Below are 19,253 nucleotides of genomic sequence, written 5' to 3' on the forward strand. Positions count from 1 at the left end.
TTTGTCTCTTTTATAGGGAGACATATTTTCAATGTGGTGTAAAGTTTTTTTGTTATATTCGAGGATGTTTCAAAACAGGCTAGACCGATGATAAGGAGCTTCCTTATTTTTAAATTATACTTTTTTGATTAGGAGATAAAAGCAGGACTAAATCATCCTGTCAGAAAATCCCCTTCCCACTATACTCGTCCCCTTTGATCGGGGAGAAAATTATTATTTAAAATTTAATCTACCCAGGGAATTTATGTAGTGTACGGGTCGGGAGAGGGGTTTTCTGATGGTCTGTTACGTCAGAATGTGTAAACCGACTTACTCCCCGTTGTCTGGCACCATGATGCTGACGGCAGCCGTGGCGGCGATGCCTTCTTCCCGGCCTGTGAAGCCCAGACGCTCGGAAGTCGTGGCCTTGACGGAAATGCGGCTGGGACTGACCTTCAGCAGCTCGGCAAGGCGGGCGCACATGGCCTTGGCATGAGGGCCGATCTTCGGGCGTTCGCAGATGATCGTCAGGTCCGCATTGACCAGCATCCCTCCCTTGGAGCGGATCAGCTCTCCAGCGTGGATGAGGAAGCGGGCGGAATCCATGTCACGCCATTTCTCATCCGTGGGGGGGAAGTGACGGCCAATGTCACCCTCATTCAACGCACCATAGATGGCGTCGCAGAGCGTATGGATGCCCACATCGGCATCGGAGTGACCGGCAAGGCCCTTCTCATGGGGAATCTCGATGCCACAGAGGATGAGCTTGCGGCCCTCGGCGAAGGCATGAACATCATAGCCCAGACCGACACGGGGCAGCAGAACGGGAGCCTGCGCAGGCTGGGTCTTCTGGTCCTCAATTACACGTTCAAGCCGCATCAGATCCTCCGTAACGGTCAGTTTGATATTGTCTTCCGAACCCATGACGATTGCCACCTTGTGACCTTCCGCTTCCAGCAGGCCGGCATCATCGGTCAGGGCGGTGCGGTGTCGGTCATGCAGGTCCCGCAGCAGCGGGAAGGAGAAGCCCTGCGGGGTTTGGGCACGCCAGAGTCCCTCCCGTGAGACCGTCCCGGTGATGAGGCCATTCTCCACCTTTTTCAGTGTGTCGCTGACAGGCAGGGCCGGGATGACGCCCTCATGGGTTTCTAGGGCCTCAAGGGTACGGGTGATGACGGCAGCAGGGATGCAGGGGCGGGCACCATCATGTACGAGAACGACATCCGGCGGTTCGGGCAGTTTCGCCAGGGCCTCCAGCCCGGCCCGCACGCTGTCATGCCGTTCGGCTCCGCCTTCGACCGGGGAGAGGACATCCAGTCCCGCCAAGGCCTCGGGCAGGAGTGGGTCGCTGCCGACCGGCTGGAGGACATCGACATGCGGCAGCAGGGCCATGGCGGCGTGCCGGATGACCGGCTGCCCGGCCAGAAGATGGAACTGCTTGCTTATGCTGGCCTGTTCCTGCGGGGCACCGGCAGAGAACCGCCGCCCACGCCCTGCCGCCAGAAGAAGGGCGGCAATGCGTCTGTGTTTCGGGCGGGCATGAGGGGCGTTCAAGATGGCGGGTCCTTCTCTGCTGTCTGTCAGTGGGTCATGCCCATGTGATGGGGACTGTCCAGACTGAACACGGGCACGGTGACGTCAAAACGGTACCCGCTGGCAGGGGCGATCATGTGGTAGAGGCCCTCCATGAAACCACTGGGAGTCTTGAGTTCGGCACCGGACGTATATTGGTAGCTGCTCTCCGGCGCAATGACGGGTTGCTCCCCCACCACGCCCTCACCATGCACCTTCTCCTGCCCGCCACGCTCATCCGTGATGGTCCAGCTGCGGGAAAGAAGCTGGATGCTCTCCTTGCCCCTGTTCTCGATGAGCACATGATAGAGCCAGACATAGCGGTGCTCTTCCGGGTCGGAATGTTCATCGACCCAGAAAGGACGGACATTGACGGTCACGTCTCCGGTCTGCGCCGTGAAGGCGGGCAGGGCCGTGATGGGTTCCATCTCGAGGGTTTCCGTCTCGGCCATCGGGTCTTCTGAAGGGGGAGAGTTGTCAGACATGCGCCCTTACTAGAATCATTACGGGGATTTGTCAGGTCCTTCCGTCAGGGAGGGTGGATTTTCCCGGGGAGGGCTGCCCCCGGCAGCCCGTCATGTCCTGTGGCCGGGGGCATGACGGGCGGATGGAGCGGGTCTTTCAGCCTGCCTGCCGGGCGGCTTCGGCCCCACGGCGCAGGTCCTCGATCAGGTCTTCCACATCTTCCAGTCCGACCGAGAAGCGGATGGACCCATCCGTGATGCCCAGAGCATCACGCTGTTCCTGTGTCAGCTTGCGGTGGGTGGTGGTGGCGGGATGCGTGGCAAGACTGCGGGCATCCCCCAGATTGTTGGAAATGGCAATGAGCCGGAAGGCGTTGAGGCAGGCAAACGCCCCTTTCTTGCCATTGGCGACGCTGAACGCCACCAGTGTTCCGCCATTGCTCATCTGTTTCCGGGCAAGGTCGGCATGGGGATGATCCTTGCGGCCGGGATAGCGGACGGACGTGATGCCGGGCAGTTCGCTCAGGGCGTCAGCAAGGCGGGCGGCATTGCGGGCCATGGCCTCCACACGCAGGCGCAGCGTTTCCAGCCCCTTGGACAGCACCCAGGCATTGAAGGGAGACAGCGTGTTGCCCGTATTGCGGACGAAGGGCTGGAGCGTCCCGGTGATCCAGTCCCGGCTGCCCAGAATGGCCCCGCCCATCACACGGCCCTGACCGTCAATATGCTTGGTACAGGAGTAGATGACGACATCCGCCCCGAGTTCCAGCGGCTTCTGGCCAACGGGCGTGGCGAAGACATTGTCCACCATGAAGATGGCCCCCGCCTTGTGAGCGAGATCGGCAATGTGGCGGATGTCCAGAACATCCAGCATCGGGTTGGAGGGGGTCTCAATCAGCACGGCCTGGGTGGGTTTGGAAAGAGCCTCTTCCCAGGCCTTGAGGTCAGTGCCGTCCAGCATGACGGTCTCGATGCCATAGCCGGGCAGCAGCGAGTCCAGCAGCCAGTGTGTGGAGCCGAAGAGCGCACTGCTGGCCACGACACGGTCACCAGCCTTCAGCTGGGCCAGCAGGGCACAGGAGACAGCCCCCATGCCGGTGGATGTCGTCTGGCAGGCCTCGGCCCCTTCAAGCAGGGCGAGCCGGTCCTGAAGCGCATCAACCGTGGGGTTCCCATAGCGGGAATACTGAAGATGCTGGATCGTCCCTTCAAAGGTGGCCTCGGCTTGCTCTGCGCTGTCATAGACGAAGCCGGATGTCGGGAAGATGGCGTCCGACGTTTCACTATGTTCGGTGCGGTTGCGGGCCTCGTGCAGCAGACGCGTGTCGGTGCGGCAGGAGGAGAGGAAGGACTGGTCGGTAGAGGGCATGGGTTCCTCCAGCTGAAGAGGCAGACCATCCGGCGGCCTGCCCGATTAGGATGGAGGCCGTATGAAGTCCTGATTCTGCGGGGGAGAAACAGGGCCTCTTTAGCGCATGTTCTTTTACCTCGCCGCAAGCCGGCCTATCAAATCACGAGGGCGGGTCACCTTCCGGCAACGCCACGTCCCGACTATGCGCCCGGGGGCAGGGGGGCGTCAAGGAGAACCGGTCACGGTTCGCCGGAAGACGTCCAGGAAAGGGCGATGTTCTGCCGGAAAATATGATGGAAAGGGGATTGCGTGGCGTTTTCCCTGCCGGTATAAGAAGCCCCACGAAGCGGATGTAGTTCAATGGTAGAACGGCAGCTTCCCAAGCTGCATACGGGGGTTCGATTCCCCTCATCCGCTCCAGTCTTCTCCCCTGAAAATCAGATGGCCGGTTCCCCATCCGTGCGGTGGGCTTTTCCATGCCGTGCCAGCAGAAGATAGCTGAGCGTGGAGACGAGCAGGGCCGTCAGCCATGAGATGTCCACGCCATGCAGCCGCTCCAGCAGCGGACCATGATAGAAGGACAGGTTCAGGAAGGGGATCTCTGCCAGAATTCCCAGTCCGTAGCTGAGCAGGGCCGGGCCGTTCGTGAGGCCATAGACGCCACCATCCCGCTCGAAGAAGGACGGGACGTGATAGTCCCCCTTGCGGACGAGGTAGAAGTCCGAGAGGTTGATGGCTGTCCACGGGATCATGACGGCCATGAGCAGGTCCAGCAGGGCACTATAGGCGGCATTGAAGGACTTCGCCATGAAGAGGGCCATTGCCGTGGCTGTCAGGATGATCAGCAGGGTGATGATGAGGCGGCTGCGTCCCCGTGGCTGCCAGCTGGTGCGGCAGCTGTGTAGCAGCGTGATGAGGGAAAGCGTGCAGCAGTAGAGGTCCATGGCATTGGCGAAGGCGATGGACAGTCCTAGGACAAGAATGATCAGCCCTGCCCACGGTCCCGTCATGTGGGTGATGGCGACGGCAGGTGATAGCCCCGTGGCGGCACTGAGGAAGGCCCCTGCTGCCATCGCCAGAAAGGTTCCGCCGACCGTGCCGCCATAGCAGGCGAGGAAGATGCGGGGATAGCTGGCCTTCTCATCCGGCAGGTAGCGTGAGGAATCGGAGACATAGGGAGCCGTGGCGATCTGCCAGAGCACGGCGATGGAAAAGGCCTGGAGAAATCCGGCGAAAGAGCCGTGCATGTCTGCCAGAAAGGCCTGCCCGTGTGGCAGGCTCGCCAGTCCGACAAAGAAGCAGAGCAGGATGACGGCCGTCGTGATGAAGGAAACCGCCGAGGAGAATATCTCGATCGTCCGGTAGCCGATGATGCAGGGCAGCAGGCTGAGGACGGCCATGATGAGGATGGCCGGATGTGCCCCCAGCGAGGGCAGGACACTCCGCAGCGCATCGCCGCCCACCACGCAGTTGGAGGCGACGAAGCTGACATACATGACGACGACCATCAGGATGACCGGTATGGCCCCCCATGCGCCGAACTGCCCCCGGCTCTGGATCATCTGCGGCACCCCAAGCCGTGGCCCCTGCACGGCATGAAGGGCCATGAAGACGGCCCCGAGCAGGCTGCCGAGCAGGAAGGCAAGGGCCGTGAGGGTGAAGGAGATGTGGCACTGCAATGGTCCCAGCGCACCCGTCACGACCGTCAGCAGCGTCATGTTGGTGCTGAACCAGATGGTGAACTGGTCCCGCGGGCGGCCCCGCCTGTCCGAGGCGGGGATGGGGTGGATGGTGTGCTGCTCGATCGCTGAGAACATGATGCTCTGCCCTGTCGTGGTCCGTGCCTGCTCCGGGATTACAGGCTGATGTTGATGCGCCCGTAATAATAGCCGCCCGTCATGGGGATGCCGGCGGAGTTGTGGTCATAGAACAGCGTGCCGGTGTAGGAGTTCTCCAGCGGCATCCGGCGGGGCCGGACATTGAAGAGATTGTTCCCGCCGATGGCCAGATGGATGCGCTTCGTGGCCTGGAAGCCGACCTCAAGGTCCGTCAGCCAGGCAGGCGTGTTCACGAAGCGGTGGAACTGGCTCTGCGAATATTGCAGGGCCGCCGGGGCCTGGTCCTGATAGGTCACGTTGTTGACCGTCTCGCCATAGCGTGTCTGGCGGAGGTTCACATTCCAGCGGTTCAGCTTCCAGTATGCGTTGAGAACGATCTTGCTGCGGGGTGACGCCGTGGTGAGGTAGCCGATCTGCTGGGCATTGAGGATGGGTGATCCGTCCGCATAGGTGTTGAGATGGTGGATGCGGGTGCGGTTCAGGTTGAGGGCCAGGCTGAGATTGAGTGACCCGTAGCGGTGCAGCTTCAGGGCGTAATCGGCCATGATGTCCAGCCCCTGCGTGCGGGTGCTGGCCCCGTTGGTGAAGTAGGTGGCCGTGACGTTGTCCGGGTCCAGCCCGCCGGGCAGGGAGGCCCCCATCAGGGCGATGGCGTTTTCCGCCGCACTGCCCTGGAAGCTGCCGCCCGGTGAGATGCGGTTGCGGATGTTGATCTGGTACACGTCGGCCGAGACATGGAGGTTCGTGACGGGTTCCAGCACGATGCCGCCGCTGGCGTTGGTGGAGCGTTCCGCCTTCAGCCGCTGGGCACCGAGGGAGCTGGCCGCTGCGGAATTGACGGGCAGGCTGGCGGAGGCACCGTTGGGGATGACGTTTAGCACGCTGTAATGCTGCTCCAGCAGAGTGGGGGCACGGTAGCCGTTGCTGATGGTGGCCCGCAGGGCAAAGCGTTTCGTCACGTCATATCGGGCGGCGATCTTGCCCGTCTCGGCATTGCCGGAATCGGTGTAATGCTCATACCGCCCGCCGAAATCGACATCGAGATGCCGGAGCGGGTGGAAGTCCGCATCAATGTAGCCCGCCCAGACGTTGCGGGTCCATGAGCCCGCATTCTGCGGCATCAGGCCCGCAAAGCCCTGGAGGCCCCCCTTGTAGTAGGAGGCAGGCTCACCGGCCCCGATGGTGTATTTCTCCAGCCTGTGCTGGGCACCGAAGGAGAGGTCCAGCGAGCGGCCGGGAGCAAAGGCGAACCTGCGGCTGATGTTCAGCGTGTTGTTCCACTGTTCGTTCTTGAAGCGTTCCGTCCGGACCTTCGTGGGGGATGTGCCGTAATCGGCATAATAGGCCGGGCTGCCACTGTTCTTCAGGGTCATGTGGTCATCATCGGCACCGTATGTCGTGTTGGCATCCCAGTGGAACCCGGCAGGCAGGCGGCCCTTCAGCCCCAGCGTGACGGCGTAATCCTGCTCCTCCATGGCCTCGATGGGAGAAAACCCGTCGGGATAATATTGCGGGAACGTGTCCGGCGTCCGGTAATCCTGGAAGCCTTCACCGTGGCGGTGGGCGTAGGTGACAAAGCCGTAGCCTTCCAGCGACCGGGTGAAATGCTTGCCGAAATTGAGGCTGAGGGTCTGGCGGGTTTCCTCGGCAAGGCTGAGGGCCGGGTCGTCATAACGGTTCGTGCGGACGTCCAGACCTTTCTGGATGAAGTGGTCGGTATGGTACATCTGTCCGGCCAGATTGACGTATCCGTCCTCGCCCAGGGCAAGCCCCTTGTCGAAGCCGAACTGATACTGCCAGCCATCGCCGTTATAGGCATTCGCGCCTGTCTGGGCATCAATGTCGGAGCTTCTGATGTCCTTCTTCAGCACGATGTTGATGACACCGGCCAGCCCGTCCGCCCCGTAGCGGGAGGCGGCCCCGTCCCGCAGGATTTCGATATGGTCGATGGCTTCCGGGGGGATCATGTTCAGGTCCACCGGGCTGGAGCCTTCCTCCGGCCCGCTGTCGGCACTGATGTTCGCCGTGGTGTGGCGGCGTATGCCGTTGACGAGCACGAGCGTGTGGTTGGGGTTCAGCCCCCGCAGGCGGATGGAGGAGGTCAGGGCCGAGGTGTCATACCCTGCCGCACTGATGGTGATGGATGGATTGATGCGGGCCAGTGCATCCGCCACGTTCAGCTGTCCCGTGCGCTGGAGCTGCTGTGCCGTGACGATGTCCACCGGCGAGGTGCTGGCCCGTGCCCGTTTCAGTGGCGTGTTCGTCCGGTGGACGGTCAGATGTTCGGCTGATCTGGCATTGATGGCGTGGGGCCTGTGATGGACCGTGGATGTGTTCCTGCGGGCCTGCGTCTTTCTGCTGGCTGCCGCCGGGGCGGCCGTGGCCGTGCCTGTCACCGTGGCGGCCCGGGCGGTGGACAGGGAGCCTGACAGGGCCGTGGCGAGGCCGAGGCTCATGCCGCATGACCCCATCAGGCAGGAGAGGGACAGCAGGGAGGCAGGCAGACGGTAAGAGCCATGCAGGCGGGGCATTGTTGTGTCTCCAGAGTGCGGGAAAGGCAGTGGGTCAGCAGGGTCAGGAAAAACGGGCGGCGAGGGCGGCGACATGCTCCGGCCCGATGCCACAGCAGCCTCCGATGATGTCGGCCCCGGCGGCAAGCCAGTGCTGGGCGAAGTCGCCGTAACGCTGGGGTGTCAGCGTGCCATCCAGTGGCGTGATGCTTTCATTGGCCCCTTCGCCTTCGCCGTCATGATGGTTGTGGGCGAAACCGTTGGCATACACGCCTAGTTTCAGGGTGGTGGAACCCCCATGGGTCTTCAGCACCTTTCGGGCCGTGTGCAGGGCGGTTTCCATGATGCGGGGGTCGCTACAGTTGAAGAGCAGGGCTTCCAGCGTCAGCTGAAGGGCGGCTTCCACGGCCTTTTCCAGCAGTTCACCCGATCGCAGGCGGACCGGGGCGTGCTGGTGGATGAGAGCGGCGGGGTCGGAATCATCCAGCGTGAAACTTCCCCAGAAGGGGCGTGCATCGCCCGTATTCTGCTGGACGAGCCTGTGGGCCGTCTGAAGTTCGGCGATGCTGCTCTGTGTCTCGGCCAACCAGAGATCAGCCGAGGGTGCCAGCCCACGGATGAGCGGCGTCAGGACGGCTTCCGCCTTCTGGGGGGTGAACAGGTCGGGACGGTAAGAGCCACCTGTTGGAGGCAGGGAACCGGCCAGAAGAGACGGCTTTCCATCCTGGGCCTGTGCCGCAATGGCCTGCCGTCCCAGATGGCTGGACAGGCGGGCCAGCTCCTCGCCCCGTGCGGCAAAACGTTCCTCACCGATATGGAACGGCACGATGGCATAGCTGTTGGCCGTGATGACATGTGCCCCGGCCTTGAGGAAGTTCTCATGGGCCTGCTGCACCAGATCGGGCCGCTCCATCAGGCTGAGGGCCGACCATTCCGGCTGGCGGAACGGAGCTCCCATGCGGTGCAGTTCCCGTCCCATGCCACCATCAAGGATGAGGGGTGTCCGGTCTGTCACGGAGGGAAGGGGCGTGGTGGAAGAAGGCATGGCGTCCGGTCCATCGGGGAGGTGTTCGGTCCCCGTCATGTCTCTGTGCTGTTGAGGATGGGCCATGCCTATAGGGAGACTGGAGAAATATCAATCCCATACACATATAAGCATAGTGTTATATGTTAAGTATGAAATCAGGACCGGGACGTTCATTATTGAAGACGATAAATGAACAGGAATTAATGGAATGTATTCATCATATAAGGATATGGGAATATCCATATAAAAAGCTGTAAAAAATATTTTTCGGGTGGAACAGAGGGAAGGCCACCGCCTGTCAGGCAGGCGGTGGAAGGGCGTGGTCAGGGGCTGCTGAGCGTGTCCTGATATTTCTGGCCATCAAAGACCCAGCGGTCATTGCCGTCCACGATGATGTCAGCCATGCCATTGTGACGCTGGCGGGCGATGCGGATGGTGCCGTTCACGCTGTCCAGCAGCGTGTCCCATCTGTCCCCGTTCCGGCGATAGACGGAGGTCGTGCAGCCTGCCGAGCCGCAGAGGCGGTAGGACTGTAGCTGGACGAACAGGATCGTGTCCTTCTGTTTCGGGGCAAGCTGGGCCGTGCCGGTCAGAACGATCGGCTGCTCATGGTGGCGGGTGGCGTCTTCCAGAAGATCGGCATTAAGGCTGCGGGCCTGTCTGTCCAGCTCCGTTCCGGGCTGGGATTTCAGCTCCACGGGGATGGTACCGGCTTTCTGGCTGGCATGATGATGACGGCTGGCGGCTCCGGCGTGACCGGAGAAGGCCAGGATGAGGGCGGACCCGAGCAGGCATCCTGCGAGGTGGCGGTATGAACGAGGCATGGTGCGGTGTGTCCTTGAAGGAAGAGAGCACGGGGCCGGGCGGGCCGTCATGCTGGCAGGAGGGGGAGAAGACGTTATTCGTATCGCAGGGTGACGACAAGTACATCCCGGTGGGCAGGCCGGGCCGGGTCTTCCGGTTCGACGGCCGTGACGCCATGATAGACCCGGTGGTCATCCACGATGGCCGTGTCGAGCGGATCCGTCAGGGTGAAGGAGCCGAGAATGGTCTGCTGGTCCAAGGCATGGATGCTGGTGACACCTTCACGGATGTTGGAACGGTTGACCATGAAGACGAAAACCCAGTCCACACCATCCCGGTGCATCCCTTCTGGCGTGGGCAGGGCGTCGGCATCCGTGGCGGCCTCAATGCGGAACTGATGGACCTCCACATGCCACGGAGCCGGCTGGGGCCGTTCGGGGGAAAGGTGATCCGCCATGCTGGAGGCCGCCTGAAGAATGGCCGTGAGGGCCGGGTGCTGGCCCATCTCGTCGGTGATGGGGCTGAACCACCTTTCCACGCCGCCATTGAGCAGGTTGTAATCCCGGCTCTGGTAGTGGGGCTGATGCTCCTTGCGGGCAATGTGGTCCCCGGTGATGGAGAAGGTGCCATAGCGGCGGCGGCGGTACCGTCCTCCGTCGGCCATGTAGAGGTCCATGCCCAGATCGTCCCAGCTGCTGGCGAAGGTCTGCCAGTCCTTCAGGCCGTATGGTTCCAGCCAGTCCCTGGCCAGCCGGGCGGGAAGAAAAGCGAAGCCGTCTTTCCTGACCTGGTTTTCGATGGTCGGGGCGGGTGCTGGGCGAGCTGATGTCATGGTGGTAAAGACTCCCTGTGGCCGTAATGAAGGCGGAGCGTGTCCGGGCACTTCATGTGCAGTATAGGGGGGCTGTCTGCTTCTGTCCTGCTGATCCGTGCGGCTTTTTCATAAAAGGAAGCCCCCTCTGTACGGGTACAGGGGGGCTTTTTTCATGGCGGGGGAGTGCCGTTACTTTCCTTCTTCTTTTTCCTGCTTCTTCTGTTTACCGTTCAGGTCAGGATTGTTCGGCCTGAACCGCTCGCCGATGGTGGCGCAGATGGTACGGAAAATGCCGCTGAGGCCCATCTGGTGCTGACGGAACAGGCCTTCATGGATGAAGCGGGCCAGCTGGGCACTCAGGCCGTGACCGCCAAAGCCCTTCTTGGAAGGCCACATGCCCCAGGCGTTGTAGTCCCCGAGAGCCACGACGGCCCCGCGGTCATTATAGACGAAGGGTACGGGCGGCTTGCCTGCCAGCTGGCGGGGGATGGCGATGCGGCCGACATAACGGCCTTCCTGCCGTGCCGCCTGGGCCGTGGGGGCCGTGGGGTCCACCTCCATGCGGGCACAATCACCGATGGCGTAGATGGACGGGTCCCTGGTGGTCTGGAGCGTGCTGCCAACCATGATCTGCCCGCTGCGGCTGAGTTCCAGGTCCTTGAGGAGGGACGTGGCGGCGCAGGCCTTCACGCCGGCGGCCCAGATGGGGAAGTCGGAATCGATGCGGCGGCCATCCTTGAGGGCGATGTATCCGCAGCCGACCTCGCTGACCATGCCATCCGTGATGACGTCGAAGCCCAGCTTCTCCAGCTCGGCCTTGGCCTCGGCGGAGACCTGCTCCGGGAAGGGGGGAAGGAGGCGGGGCTGGGCCTCGATCAGGGTGGGTTTCAGCAGCTTGCTGCGGGCGTCCGGGCCAAGGCCGGGCGTGTTGTCGATGGCCTGGCAGAGTTCGGCGGCCAGCTGCACGCCGGTGGCACCACCGCCGACGATGCTCATGTTGACCGGCTTGTTGGTCAGCTGTGCCCGTTCGATGAGGGAGCGGAAGCGTTCATGGATGGTGTTCGCATCGGCCAGGGTATTGAGGAAGAGACAGTTCTCCTTTGCCCCCGGTGTGCCGAAATCGTTCGCACAGGCTCCCAGGGCGACGATGAGCAGATCATAGTTCAGGACCTGTCCGTTTTCCAGATTCAGCGTCTTGGTCGTCGTGTCGACGGTATCCATCGTGCTCTGGATGAAGGTGAAGCCAAAGCGTTTGGCCAGTTCGTTGAAGGCGAACAGGTTGCCCTTCTGGCCGATCGTGCCGGAGGCCAGCTCGTGCAGGACGGGCTTCCAGATGTGGACGGCGTTCTGGTCGATCAGGGTGATCCTGACCCGGGAGTTGTGGCTGAGCTGGGTTGCGGCTTCCAGTCCGCCAACACCACCTCCCAGAATGACGACATGTTTTTTTGCGGACATGAACCGTTCCCCATTTTTTCAGAATATGACAGACGCAAGCAGGACTCGCAGCAGAATCGTGCTCTAGCGGCCTATCCCAGTATATACAAGCTCTGTCATGGTAATCGGTATGGTTTTCTGAGCCAGCAGGTCCTTTATGGACAGTAGGGCGACAGAAACCCGACAGAAAAGGCCCATCCTGCCGGAAATGACGGGATGGGCCTGTTTCATCCTGTAACGGAGACGTTACGGATCAGCTCCGGTAAGAGCCGTTTATGTCGATGTAACCATGTGTCAGGTCGCAGGTCCAGATACTTGCGCAGCCGGACTTGAGACCGAGATCGGCCGTGATCGTGATTTCCTGCTGACGCATGTAGGCGTTCAGGGCCTCGACGTCGTGCTCCTTCACGCTGCCCTGGCTGGCCACCCAGTGGTCACCGATGGCGATGGAGAGGCGGTCCCTGTCGGCCGGTTCCCCGCTCTTGCCGACAGCCATGACGATACGTCCCCAGTTGGCGTCCTCACCGGCGATGGCGGTCTTCACCAGCGGGGAGTTGGCGATGGACATGGCGATCCGGCGGGCGGATTCATCACTCTGGGCCCCCTGTACGTCAACACGGATCAGCTTGGTGGCACCCTCGCCATCCCGTATGACCAGCATGGCCAGCTCGTGCAGCAGGTCCTTCAGGGCCGTACGGAAATCCGCCAGTGCGGCATCCTCATGGCTGCTGATCTCCTCATGCCGGGCCTGCCCGGTGGCGAAGATCATCAGCATGTCCGACGTGGACGTGTCGGAATCAACCGTGATGGAGTTGAAGCTCGGTCCCACGCCTTCTTCCAGCATGGCCTGGAGGACAGGCTGGGGCAGGGTGGCGTCCGTGGCGACATAGGCCAGCATCGTGGCCATGTCCGGTGCCACCATGCCAGACCCTTTGGCGATCCCCTGGATGCAGACGGTCGTGCCGCCGATGGTCACCTCACGTCGGGCTGCCTTGGGGAAGGTGTCCGTCGTCATGATGGCCCGGGCGGCTTCTTCCCACCCGTCCTCATGGAGGGCCTTGATGGCGGCGGGGAGAGCGTCGATGATCTTCCTGTAGGGAAGCGTCTCGCCGATCACTCCGGTGGACGCCAGGAAGACGTCCTCGACAGGGCAGTCCAGCAGGTGCGCCACTTCTCCGGCGCAGGCCACCACGGCCTCCTCACCGGCACGGCCGGTGAAGACGTTGGCATTGCCGGAGTTCACCAGCAGTGCCCGGGCGTTGGGCGTGCTGGCAAGCGCACGGCGGCACCAGGGAATGGGAGCACCGGGGCAGAGGTTGCGGGTATAGACACCCGCAGCCGTCGTACCGGGAGCGAACTCGACCAGCATGAGGTCGGTCCGCCCCTGATAGCGAATGTTGGCCTCCACACCACTGAGCCGTACCCCGGCGACCGAGGTCAGCTTGGGCAGGGAGAGTGCCAGCGGGGAACGGGGATATGGTTTGGCCATGGCTCAGTGTGCTGCCGGTGCGGGGGTGGCGGGAGCGGCAGCGGCCGGAGCACTGGTGATGGGCTGACCCTTGGCGTCATAATGCACGATGTGGGCCTGCTTCTCGGCAGCTTCCACGACCTTGCGGACCTCCTGACGGATCAGGTCACGGCGGATCTGGTCACGCACCTGCTCAAAGCTCGGTACGGGGGCCGTACGGGTGCCCAGAACCTGGATCACGTGCCAGCCATACTGCGTGTGGACCGGCTTCTGCGTGATGCTGCCGGACTTCATGGAGAAGGCCACGTTGGAGAAGTCGGGGATCATGTCGCCACGCTTGAACCAGCCGAGGTCACCACCGTTCGTCCCGCCGGAGGCCTTGTCCGTGGAGAGGTGGCTGGCCAGCTTGGCGAAGTCGGCACCCTTGTTCAGCTGGCGGATGATGCTCTGTGCCTTGGCCTCGCTGTCAACGAGGATGTGGCGGGCATGGACCTCTTCCTCAGGCTTCTTGGACGCATAATGGGCCTGATAATAGTCCTTCAGGGCGGCATCCGTCAGCTTCGGGGCGACCTGCTCTTCCAGATAGGCGTTCTGGAGCACGTTGTTGGCGGCAGCCTCCATGGCGGCCTTGACGACGGGCTTGCTGGCAAGGCCTTCCTTGTCGGCCTGGATCTGGATGGCCTTCTGGTCGATGAGCTGGTTGATCAGCAGGGGAATGATGACGGCAGGCTGGAGCTGACGGGCTTCCGGCGGCAGGGTGGTGGCGGCACGCTGCACGTCACCCAGGGTGATCTTCTGGTCGTTCACGGTGGCCAGAAGCATGTTCGGGTCTGCGGCGGGCTTGGCCTGCTGCGGCTGCTGTGCGGCGGACTGCGTGGCAGCGGGCTGGGCGTCGGCGGCCACGGCCTTGGCTGTCAGGGCAGCGGAAGAAGAGAAACCCCCGATGAGGGCGGCAGTGCACAGGAGAAGGGAGCGGGAAAGCCGCATGGAAAGACCTCGTCATTTCGCTATGTTAAAACTCAGCCCTTTCACCATGACAAAGCCTGTCTGCCCTAGCAAGGGCATCATGGCGGGAAAGGGCGAAGAATTTCTTATATTTTATGTCATCTTTGACAGGAAGGGACATGAGGGCGTCCGACGGCCTGAAAACTGGAGAAGGACACGGGATGCGGAAGTGGAGAGGGGCTTTTCCATTGACCATGATTGCGAGGCCCCTTATGTCGGGCATATATGAAAAGCGTTGTGACCATCCGCAGCAGGTGTCTTCCGGCCTTTCAGGGGAAAGAGGAGAGCACGTGGCCGCTGATGGCAAAATTTTCAGGGTAACCCATGCTTTCACGCCTTGCTCGCGCCCTCTTCGGCCACTCCAACGACCGCTCCCTCAAGAAGTACCAGCGGCGTGTACCGGAGATCAATGCTCTTGAGCCGCAGATGCAGGCTCTCACGGATGACGAACTGAAGGGCAGGACGGCGGAGTTCCGCCAGCGTCTGGCGGACGGTGCGTCTCTGGATGACCTCCTGAACGAGGCCTTCGCCGTGTGCCGTGAGGCCTCCCGTCGTGTGCTGGGGATGCGCCATTTCGACGTGCAGCTCATTGGCGGCATGGTGCTGCATGACGGCCAGATCGCCGAGATGCGGACGGGTGAGGGCAAGACGCTTGTCGGTACGCTGGCCGTTTACCTGAATGCGCTGACGGGCAAGGGCGTTCATGTCGTCACCGTCAACGACTATCTGGCCAGGCGTGATGCCGAGGAAATGTCCCGCCTGTATGGGTTCCTTGGCCTGACGACCGGCGTGATCATTCCGAACCTGACGGACGACCAGCGTCGGGTCGCCTATGGGGCGGACATCACCTACGGCACGAACAACGAGTTCGGTTTCGACTATCTGCGGGACAACATGAAATATTCGCTGGACGAGATGGTCCAGCGTGCCTTCAGTTTCGCCATCGTCGACGAGGTGGACAGCATCCTCATCGACGAGGCCCGGACCCCGCTCATCATCTCCGGCCCTGCCGATGACAGTTCCGACCTCTATCGCCATGTGGACGCCGTGATCGTCCAGCTGGTGAAGGAGCCGGACGTTTTCGAGAAGGACGAGAAGCTCCGCACCGTCACGCTGACGGAAAAAGGCTCCGACCGTGTCGAGGAACTTCTCCAGGAGGCTGGCCTGCTGCGTGAGGGCGGGCTGTATGACCTGCACAACGTCTCCGTCGTGCATCATGTGCAGCAGTCCCTGCGGGCGCAGACGCTCTTCACCAAGGATGTCGATTACATCGTCCGTGACGGCAAGGTCATGCTGATTGACGAGTTCACGGGCCGCCTGATGGATGGCCGCCGCTATTCGGACGGGCTGCATCAGGCACTGGAGGCCAAGGAGGGCGTGGAGATCCAGCAGGAAAACCAGACGCTGGCCTCCATCACCTTCCAGAACTATTTCCGTCTCTATCCCAAGCTGGCGGGCATGACCGGTACGGCCATGACCGAGGCGGACGAGTTTGCCGAGATCTACAACCTGCATGTGGTGGAAATTCCGACGAACCTGCCGGTCCGCCGCAAGGATGCGGATGACGAGGTCTATCTCACGGCGGAGGAGAAATACGAGGCCGTGGCGGAGCTTGTCCGCAAGGTGCATGAGACGGGCCAGCCCATCCTCGTTGGCACGGCCTCCATCGAGCAGAGCGAGGTGCTGTCCCACCTGCTGCGGCAGAAGCGCATTCCGCATAACGTGCTGAATGCCCGCCACCATGAGCGTGAGGCGAGCATCATCGCCCAGGCAGGGGCACCGGGAGCCATCACCATCGCCACGAACATGGCCGGGCGTGGTACGGACATCAAGCTCGGGGGCAATGTCGAGCTGCTGGTGGCCGAGAAGACGGCGGGCATCGAGGACGAGGCCGAACGGGCCGCCGTGGAGGAGAAGGTCCGGGCACAGGTGGCGGCCGACCATGAGCGTGTGCACGAGCTGGGCGGGCTGTACGTCATCGGCACCGAACGGCACGAAAGCCGCCGGGTGGACAACCAGCTGCGGGGACGGTCGGGCCGTCAGGGTGATCCGGGCAATTCCCGCTTCTTCCTGTCCCTTCAGGATGACCTGATCCGCATTTTCGGCTCCGACCGCATGGGGGCGATGATGCAGAAGATGGGCCTCAAGCGGGGTGAGGCCATCGTGCATCCGTGGCTGAACCGTGCGCTGGAGAAAGCCCAGAAGAAGGTCGAGGCCCGCAACTTCGACATGCGCAAGAACACGCTGAAATATGACGACGTCATGAATGCGCAGCGCAAGGAGGTCTATGCGCAGCGTCGTGAGTACATGGCCGCCACCGACCTTTCCGGCGTCATCGCCGAGATGCGGGGCAAGGTGATCGAGGAGCTGGTCCATGCCCATGTGCCGGAGAATTCCTTCGTGGAAGCCTGGGACGTGGACGGTCTGGCGGCGGAGCTGCGCCGTGTCCTGAACCTGGACATGCCGGTCGCCGACTGGTCACGGGAAGACGGCATGGATGAGGAGCATCTGATCGACCGCATCGAGGATACCGCCACGAAGGCCCATGCGGCCCGTTCCGCCAGCGTGGGCCCGGACATGATGAGGCTGATCGAGAAGCACATCCTGCTGACATCGTTTGATGCGGCCTGGAAGGAGCATCTGCACGGGCTGGACCAGATGCGCCAGGGGATCGGCCTGCGGGCCTATGCGCAGCGTGATCCGCTGAACGAATACAAGCAGGAAGCCTTCCAGATGTTCACCTACATGCTGGAGGACCTGCGGATGCGTGTCGTGCAGTCCATCGCCCATGTCCAGCCGGTCAGCGAGGCTCCCGCCATGCCGCAGGCCCCGACGGGCCTGAAGGAGGAAGGGGCTGCTGATGGGGACGGGCTGGATACCGCCACGCTGGCCCGCTGGCTCAACGAGGTACCCCGCAACGCCCCGTGCCCCTGCGGGTCCGGGCAGAAGTTCAAGCACTGTCACGGCAGGATGATCTGAAGGGGAGGCCGCCTCCGGGTGGCCTTTCCGGCGCACGCTGCCGGTGCATGGGACTATTAAGACAGTCAACGTTTCATCAGGAGAAGTAAGGTCCATGGCAGGACATTCACAGTTCAAGAACATCATGCACCGCAAAGGGGCGCAGGATGCAAAGCGTGCCAAGCAGTTCGCCAAGGTCATCCGTGAGATCACGGTGGCCACACGGTCCGGCATGCCAGACCCGGCCATGAACCCCCGCCTGCGTGCCGCCATCACGGCCGCCCGTGAAGTCAACATGCCAAAGGACACGGTCGAACGTGCCATCAAGAAGGCCAGCGGTGCCGGTGGTGGCGAGGACTACGTGGCCGTCCGCTATGAGGGCTATGGCCCGGCAGGCGTGGCCATCATCATCGAGGGGCTGACCGACAACCGCAACCGTACGGCCTCCGAGGTCCGGGCGGCCTTCTCCAAGCATGGCGGCTCCATGGGAGAGACGAACTCCGTGTCCTTCGGGTTCGATCATATCGGTGTCATCACCTATCCTCTGGATGCAGCCTCCGAGGATGACATGCTGGAGGCGGCCATCGAGGCCGGTGCCGACAACGTGGAAACCACGGAGGATGGTCACGAGATCACCACGGCCATGGAGGCCCTGATGAGCGTGCGTGATGCGCTGGAAGGCCGCTTCGGTGAACCCCGCTCCGCCAAGCTGGACTGGCGTCCGCAGACGACCGTCACGCTGGACGAGGATCAGGCCCGCTCCGTCCTCAAGCTGATTGACGTGCTTGAGGAGAATGATGACGTCCAGTCCGTCTATGCCAATTTTGACCTCCCTGACGAGGTGGCAGAGGCTCTGGCAGCTTGATCCGTCTCATGGGGATCGACCCCGGCCTGCGTTTCATGGGCTGGGGTATCGTGGACGTGGAGGGGAACCGTCTCCGGCATGTGGCTGATGGCGTGTTGGCGACACAGAGCGGCGATGACGTTCCCCGCCGCCTGTGTGACCTGCATGAGGGGCTGATGAGGCTCATCCGCCAGTATGCTCCCGCAGAGGCCGCCGTCGAGGAGACCTATGTGAACCGTAACGGGTCCTCCACGCTCAAGCTCGGCTATGCCCGTGGCGTGGCCCTTCTGGTGCCTGCCCTTGCCGGGCTGAGCGTGCATGAATATGGGGCCATGGCCGTGAAACGCTCCGTGGTCGGGACGGGAGCCGCCACCAAGGAGCAGGTCACCATGATGGTCCGCCGCCTGCTGCCGGGGGCGGAGGTCAGGCGGGCGGATGCGTCCGATGCGCTGGCCATCGCCATATGCCATGCCCATCATCGGGCCAGTGCCCGGCATGTGGCCGCAGGAGTACGCATGGCATGATCGGACAGCTGACAGGTCTCGTTTCCCATGTCGAGGGGGATCACTGCCTTATTGACGTGAACGGGGTGGGGTATGTCGTGTCGGCCTCCAGCCATACGCTGGGGCTGCTGCCCCGCCCGCCGGAAGTCGCCCGTGTGCTGGTGGAGACCATCGTGCGGGAGGACGCCATCCAGCTTTTCGGCTTTGCGGAGGCGGACGAACAGGCATGGTTCCGTCTTCTCACGACTGTCCAGGGCGTTGGTGCCCGGGTGGCTCTGGCCATCCTGTCGGTCAGCCGTCCCAGCTTGCTCTGGCAGGCGGTTCATGCTGAGGACAGGACGGCCTTCACGCAGGCTGCCGGTGTCGGTCCCAAGCTGGCAACCCGCCTTCTGACGGAACTCAAGAGCAAGGTGGCCAGGATGCCCGCTCCCGCCAGCATGAGCGGCCATGTGATGGCTTCCGGTGGTGCCGGGGAGACTGCTGCAAAGGGTGGTGGTTCCGGTACGGACGGACTGGAGCAGGATGCGCTGATGGCCCTGGAAGGTCTGGGCTTCCGCCGTGCTGAAAGCTGGCCCATCGTGGCACGGCTCATCGGGGAGAATGCCGGGGCAGGGCTGGATGTCATCATCCGTCTTGCTCTCAGGGAACTGGCCCGGTAGGCAGGACGCAGAGGGAAAGAGCG

General features: G+C 62.4%; 15 protein-coding genes, 1 tRNA gene and 1 riboswitch. Of the genes, 5 read left to right on the plus strand and 11 right to left on the minus strand.

Annotated features, from left to right (window positions below; genetic code table 11):
* Window positions 1-309: 309 nt before the first annotated feature.
* From ispF to metZ, 3 genes are all read right to left on the minus strand, one after another.
* Window positions 310-1,533 carry a 2-C-methyl-D-erythritol 2,4-cyclodiphosphate synthase gene (gene ispF / locus CPA56_RS00900; protein ID WP_182040173.1) on the minus strand — a complete coding sequence of 408 codons (1,224 nt, stop codon included), beginning with the start codon at window positions 1,531-1,533 and terminating at the stop codon, window positions 310-312.
* Between the two features lie 26 nt (window positions 1,534-1,559).
* Window positions 1,560-2,036, minus strand: a complete 477-nt coding sequence (gene apaG / locus CPA56_RS00905) for a Co2+/Mg2+ efflux protein ApaG (RefSeq protein WP_326831277.1) — start codon at window positions 2,034-2,036, stop codon at window positions 1,560-1,562.
* A gap of 136 nt (window positions 2,037-2,172) precedes the next feature.
* Window positions 2,173-3,384, minus strand: a complete 1,212-nt coding sequence (gene metZ, locus CPA56_RS00910) for an O-succinylhomoserine sulfhydrylase (protein WP_182040174.1) — start codon at window positions 3,382-3,384, stop codon at window positions 2,173-2,175.
* 78 nt (window positions 3,385-3,462) lie between these two features.
* A riboswitch (SAM riboswitch) is annotated at window positions 3,463-3,543 on the minus strand.
* 169 nt (window positions 3,544-3,712) lie between these two features.
* Here metZ and CPA56_RS00915 point away from each other — a divergent pair.
* A tRNA-Gly gene (locus CPA56_RS00915) sits at window positions 3,713-3,786 on the plus strand.
* A 17-nt stretch (window positions 3,787-3,803) separates the two neighbouring features.
* On the opposite strand, the gene CPA56_RS00920 is transcribed toward CPA56_RS00915, so the two are convergent.
* From CPA56_RS00920 to CPA56_RS00955, 8 genes are all read right to left on the minus strand, one after another.
* The gene (locus CPA56_RS00920; protein WP_182040175.1) at window positions 3,804-5,183 is read right to left on the minus strand and encodes a purine-cytosine permease family protein; all 1,380 of its coding nucleotides are present in this window, start codon (window positions 5,181-5,183) and stop codon (window positions 3,804-3,806) included.
* A gap of 38 nt (window positions 5,184-5,221) precedes the next feature.
* A complete protein-coding gene (locus CPA56_RS00925) occupies window positions 5,222-7,675 on the minus strand; it encodes a TonB-dependent receptor plug domain-containing protein (RefSeq protein WP_407645631.1) in 2,454 nt (817 codons plus the stop codon).
* 103 nt (window positions 7,676-7,778) lie between these two features.
* A complete protein-coding gene (locus CPA56_RS00930) occupies window positions 7,779-8,798 on the minus strand; it encodes a homocysteine S-methyltransferase family protein (protein ID WP_229707251.1) in 1,020 nt (339 codons plus the stop codon).
* A 266-nt stretch (window positions 8,799-9,064) separates the two neighbouring features.
* Window positions 9,065-9,565: a hypothetical protein gene (locus CPA56_RS00935; RefSeq protein WP_182040176.1), complete on the minus strand. Its 501-nt coding sequence runs from the start codon at window positions 9,563-9,565 to the stop codon at window positions 9,065-9,067.
* Between the two features lie 74 nt (window positions 9,566-9,639).
* Window positions 9,640-10,377 carry a 2OG-Fe dioxygenase family protein gene (locus tag CPA56_RS00940; protein ID WP_182040177.1) on the minus strand — a complete coding sequence of 246 codons (738 nt, stop codon included), beginning with the start codon at window positions 10,375-10,377 and terminating at the stop codon, window positions 9,640-9,642.
* A gap of 171 nt (window positions 10,378-10,548) precedes the next feature.
* Window positions 10,549-11,814: an NAD(P)/FAD-dependent oxidoreductase gene (locus tag CPA56_RS00945; protein WP_182040178.1), complete on the minus strand. Its 1,266-nt coding sequence runs from the start codon at window positions 11,812-11,814 to the stop codon at window positions 10,549-10,551.
* A gap of 232 nt (window positions 11,815-12,046) precedes the next feature.
* The gene (gene argJ, locus CPA56_RS00950; RefSeq protein WP_182040179.1) at window positions 12,047-13,282 is read right to left on the minus strand and encodes a bifunctional glutamate N-acetyltransferase/amino-acid acetyltransferase ArgJ; all 1,236 of its coding nucleotides are present in this window, start codon (window positions 13,280-13,282) and stop codon (window positions 12,047-12,049) included.
* Between the two features lie 3 nt (window positions 13,283-13,285).
* Window positions 13,286-14,248, minus strand: coding sequence for a peptidylprolyl isomerase (locus CPA56_RS00955; RefSeq protein ID WP_182040180.1), 963 nt, complete (start codon window positions 14,246-14,248; stop codon window positions 13,286-13,288).
* Window positions 14,249-14,590: 342 nt separating this feature from the next.
* Between CPA56_RS00955 and secA the strand changes: the two genes are divergently transcribed.
* The 4 genes from secA to ruvA all read left to right on the plus strand — a co-directional run bounded on the left by secA (window position 14,591) and on the right by ruvA (window position 19,230).
* A complete protein-coding gene (gene secA / locus CPA56_RS00960; RefSeq protein WP_182040181.1) occupies window positions 14,591-17,245 on the plus strand; it encodes a preprotein translocase subunit SecA in 2,655 nt (884 codons plus the stop codon).
* A 94-nt stretch (window positions 17,246-17,339) separates the two neighbouring features.
* Window positions 17,340-18,089 (plus strand): YebC/PmpR family DNA-binding transcriptional regulator, encoded by a 750-nt coding sequence (locus CPA56_RS00965; RefSeq protein ID WP_182040182.1) that lies wholly within the window; start codon window positions 17,340-17,342, stop codon window positions 18,087-18,089.
* Window positions 18,086-18,592, plus strand: a complete 507-nt coding sequence (gene ruvC / locus CPA56_RS00970; RefSeq protein ID WP_182040183.1) for a crossover junction endodeoxyribonuclease RuvC — start codon at window positions 18,086-18,088, stop codon at window positions 18,590-18,592. Before CPA56_RS00965 ends, ruvC begins: the two co-directional genes overlap by 4 nt.
* The gene (gene ruvA, locus CPA56_RS00975) at window positions 18,589-19,230 is read left to right on the plus strand and encodes a Holliday junction branch migration protein RuvA (protein ID WP_182040184.1); all 642 of its coding nucleotides are present in this window, start codon (window positions 18,589-18,591) and stop codon (window positions 19,228-19,230) included. The genes ruvC and ruvA overlap by 4 nt, the downstream gene beginning before the upstream one ends.
* Window positions 19,231-19,253: the final 23 nt, after the last annotated feature.

It is taken from the genome of Bombella mellum, from assembly GCF_014048465.1.
In the GTDB taxonomy this organism is placed as follows: Bacteria; Pseudomonadota; Alphaproteobacteria; order Acetobacterales; family Acetobacteraceae; genus Bombella; species Bombella mellum.

What these genes read in the sequence shown, in the direction of transcription:
- CPA56_RS00925 (WP_407645631.1), bottom strand. Translation starts at nt 7,675, where the DNA reads ATGGGGTCATGCGGCATGAGCCTCGGCCTCGCCACGGCCCTGTCAGGC.
- CPA56_RS00955 (WP_182040180.1), bottom strand. Translation starts at nt 14,248, where the DNA reads ATGCGGCTTTCCCGCTCCCTTCTCCTGTGCACTGCCGCCCTCATCGGG.
- CPA56_RS00930 (WP_229707251.1), bottom strand. Translation starts at nt 8,798, where the DNA reads ATGACGGGGACCGAACACCTCCCCGATGGACCGGACGCCATGCCTTCT.
- metZ (WP_182040174.1), bottom strand. Translation starts at nt 3,384, where the DNA reads ATGCCCTCTACCGACCAGTCCTTCCTCTCCTCCTGCCGCACCGACACG.
- argJ (WP_182040179.1), bottom strand. Translation starts at nt 13,282, where the DNA reads ATGGCCAAACCATATCCCCGTTCCCCGCTGGCACTCTCCCTGCCCAAG.
- secA (WP_182040181.1), top strand. Translation starts at nt 14,591, where the DNA reads ATGCTTTCACGCCTTGCTCGCGCCCTCTTCGGCCACTCCAACGACCGC.
- CPA56_RS00940 (WP_182040177.1), bottom strand. Translation starts at nt 10,377, where the DNA reads ATGACATCAGCTCGCCCAGCACCCGCCCCGACCATCGAAAACCAGGTC.
- ruvA (WP_182040184.1), top strand. Translation starts at nt 18,589, where the DNA reads ATGATCGGACAGCTGACAGGTCTCGTTTCCCATGTCGAGGGGGATCAC.
- apaG (WP_326831277.1), bottom strand. Translation starts at nt 2,036, where the DNA reads ATGTCTGACAACTCTCCCCCTTCAGAAGACCCGATGGCCGAGACGGAA.
- CPA56_RS00945 (WP_182040178.1), bottom strand. Translation starts at nt 11,814, where the DNA reads ATGTCCGCAAAAAAACATGTCGTCATTCTGGGAGGTGGTGTTGGCGGA.
- CPA56_RS00935 (WP_182040176.1), bottom strand. Translation starts at nt 9,565, where the DNA reads ATGCCTCGTTCATACCGCCACCTCGCAGGATGCCTGCTCGGGTCCGCC.
- CPA56_RS00965 (WP_182040182.1), top strand. Translation starts at nt 17,340, where the DNA reads ATGGCAGGACATTCACAGTTCAAGAACATCATGCACCGCAAAGGGGCG.
- CPA56_RS00920 (WP_182040175.1), bottom strand. Translation starts at nt 5,183, where the DNA reads ATGTTCTCAGCGATCGAGCAGCACACCATCCACCCCATCCCCGCCTCG.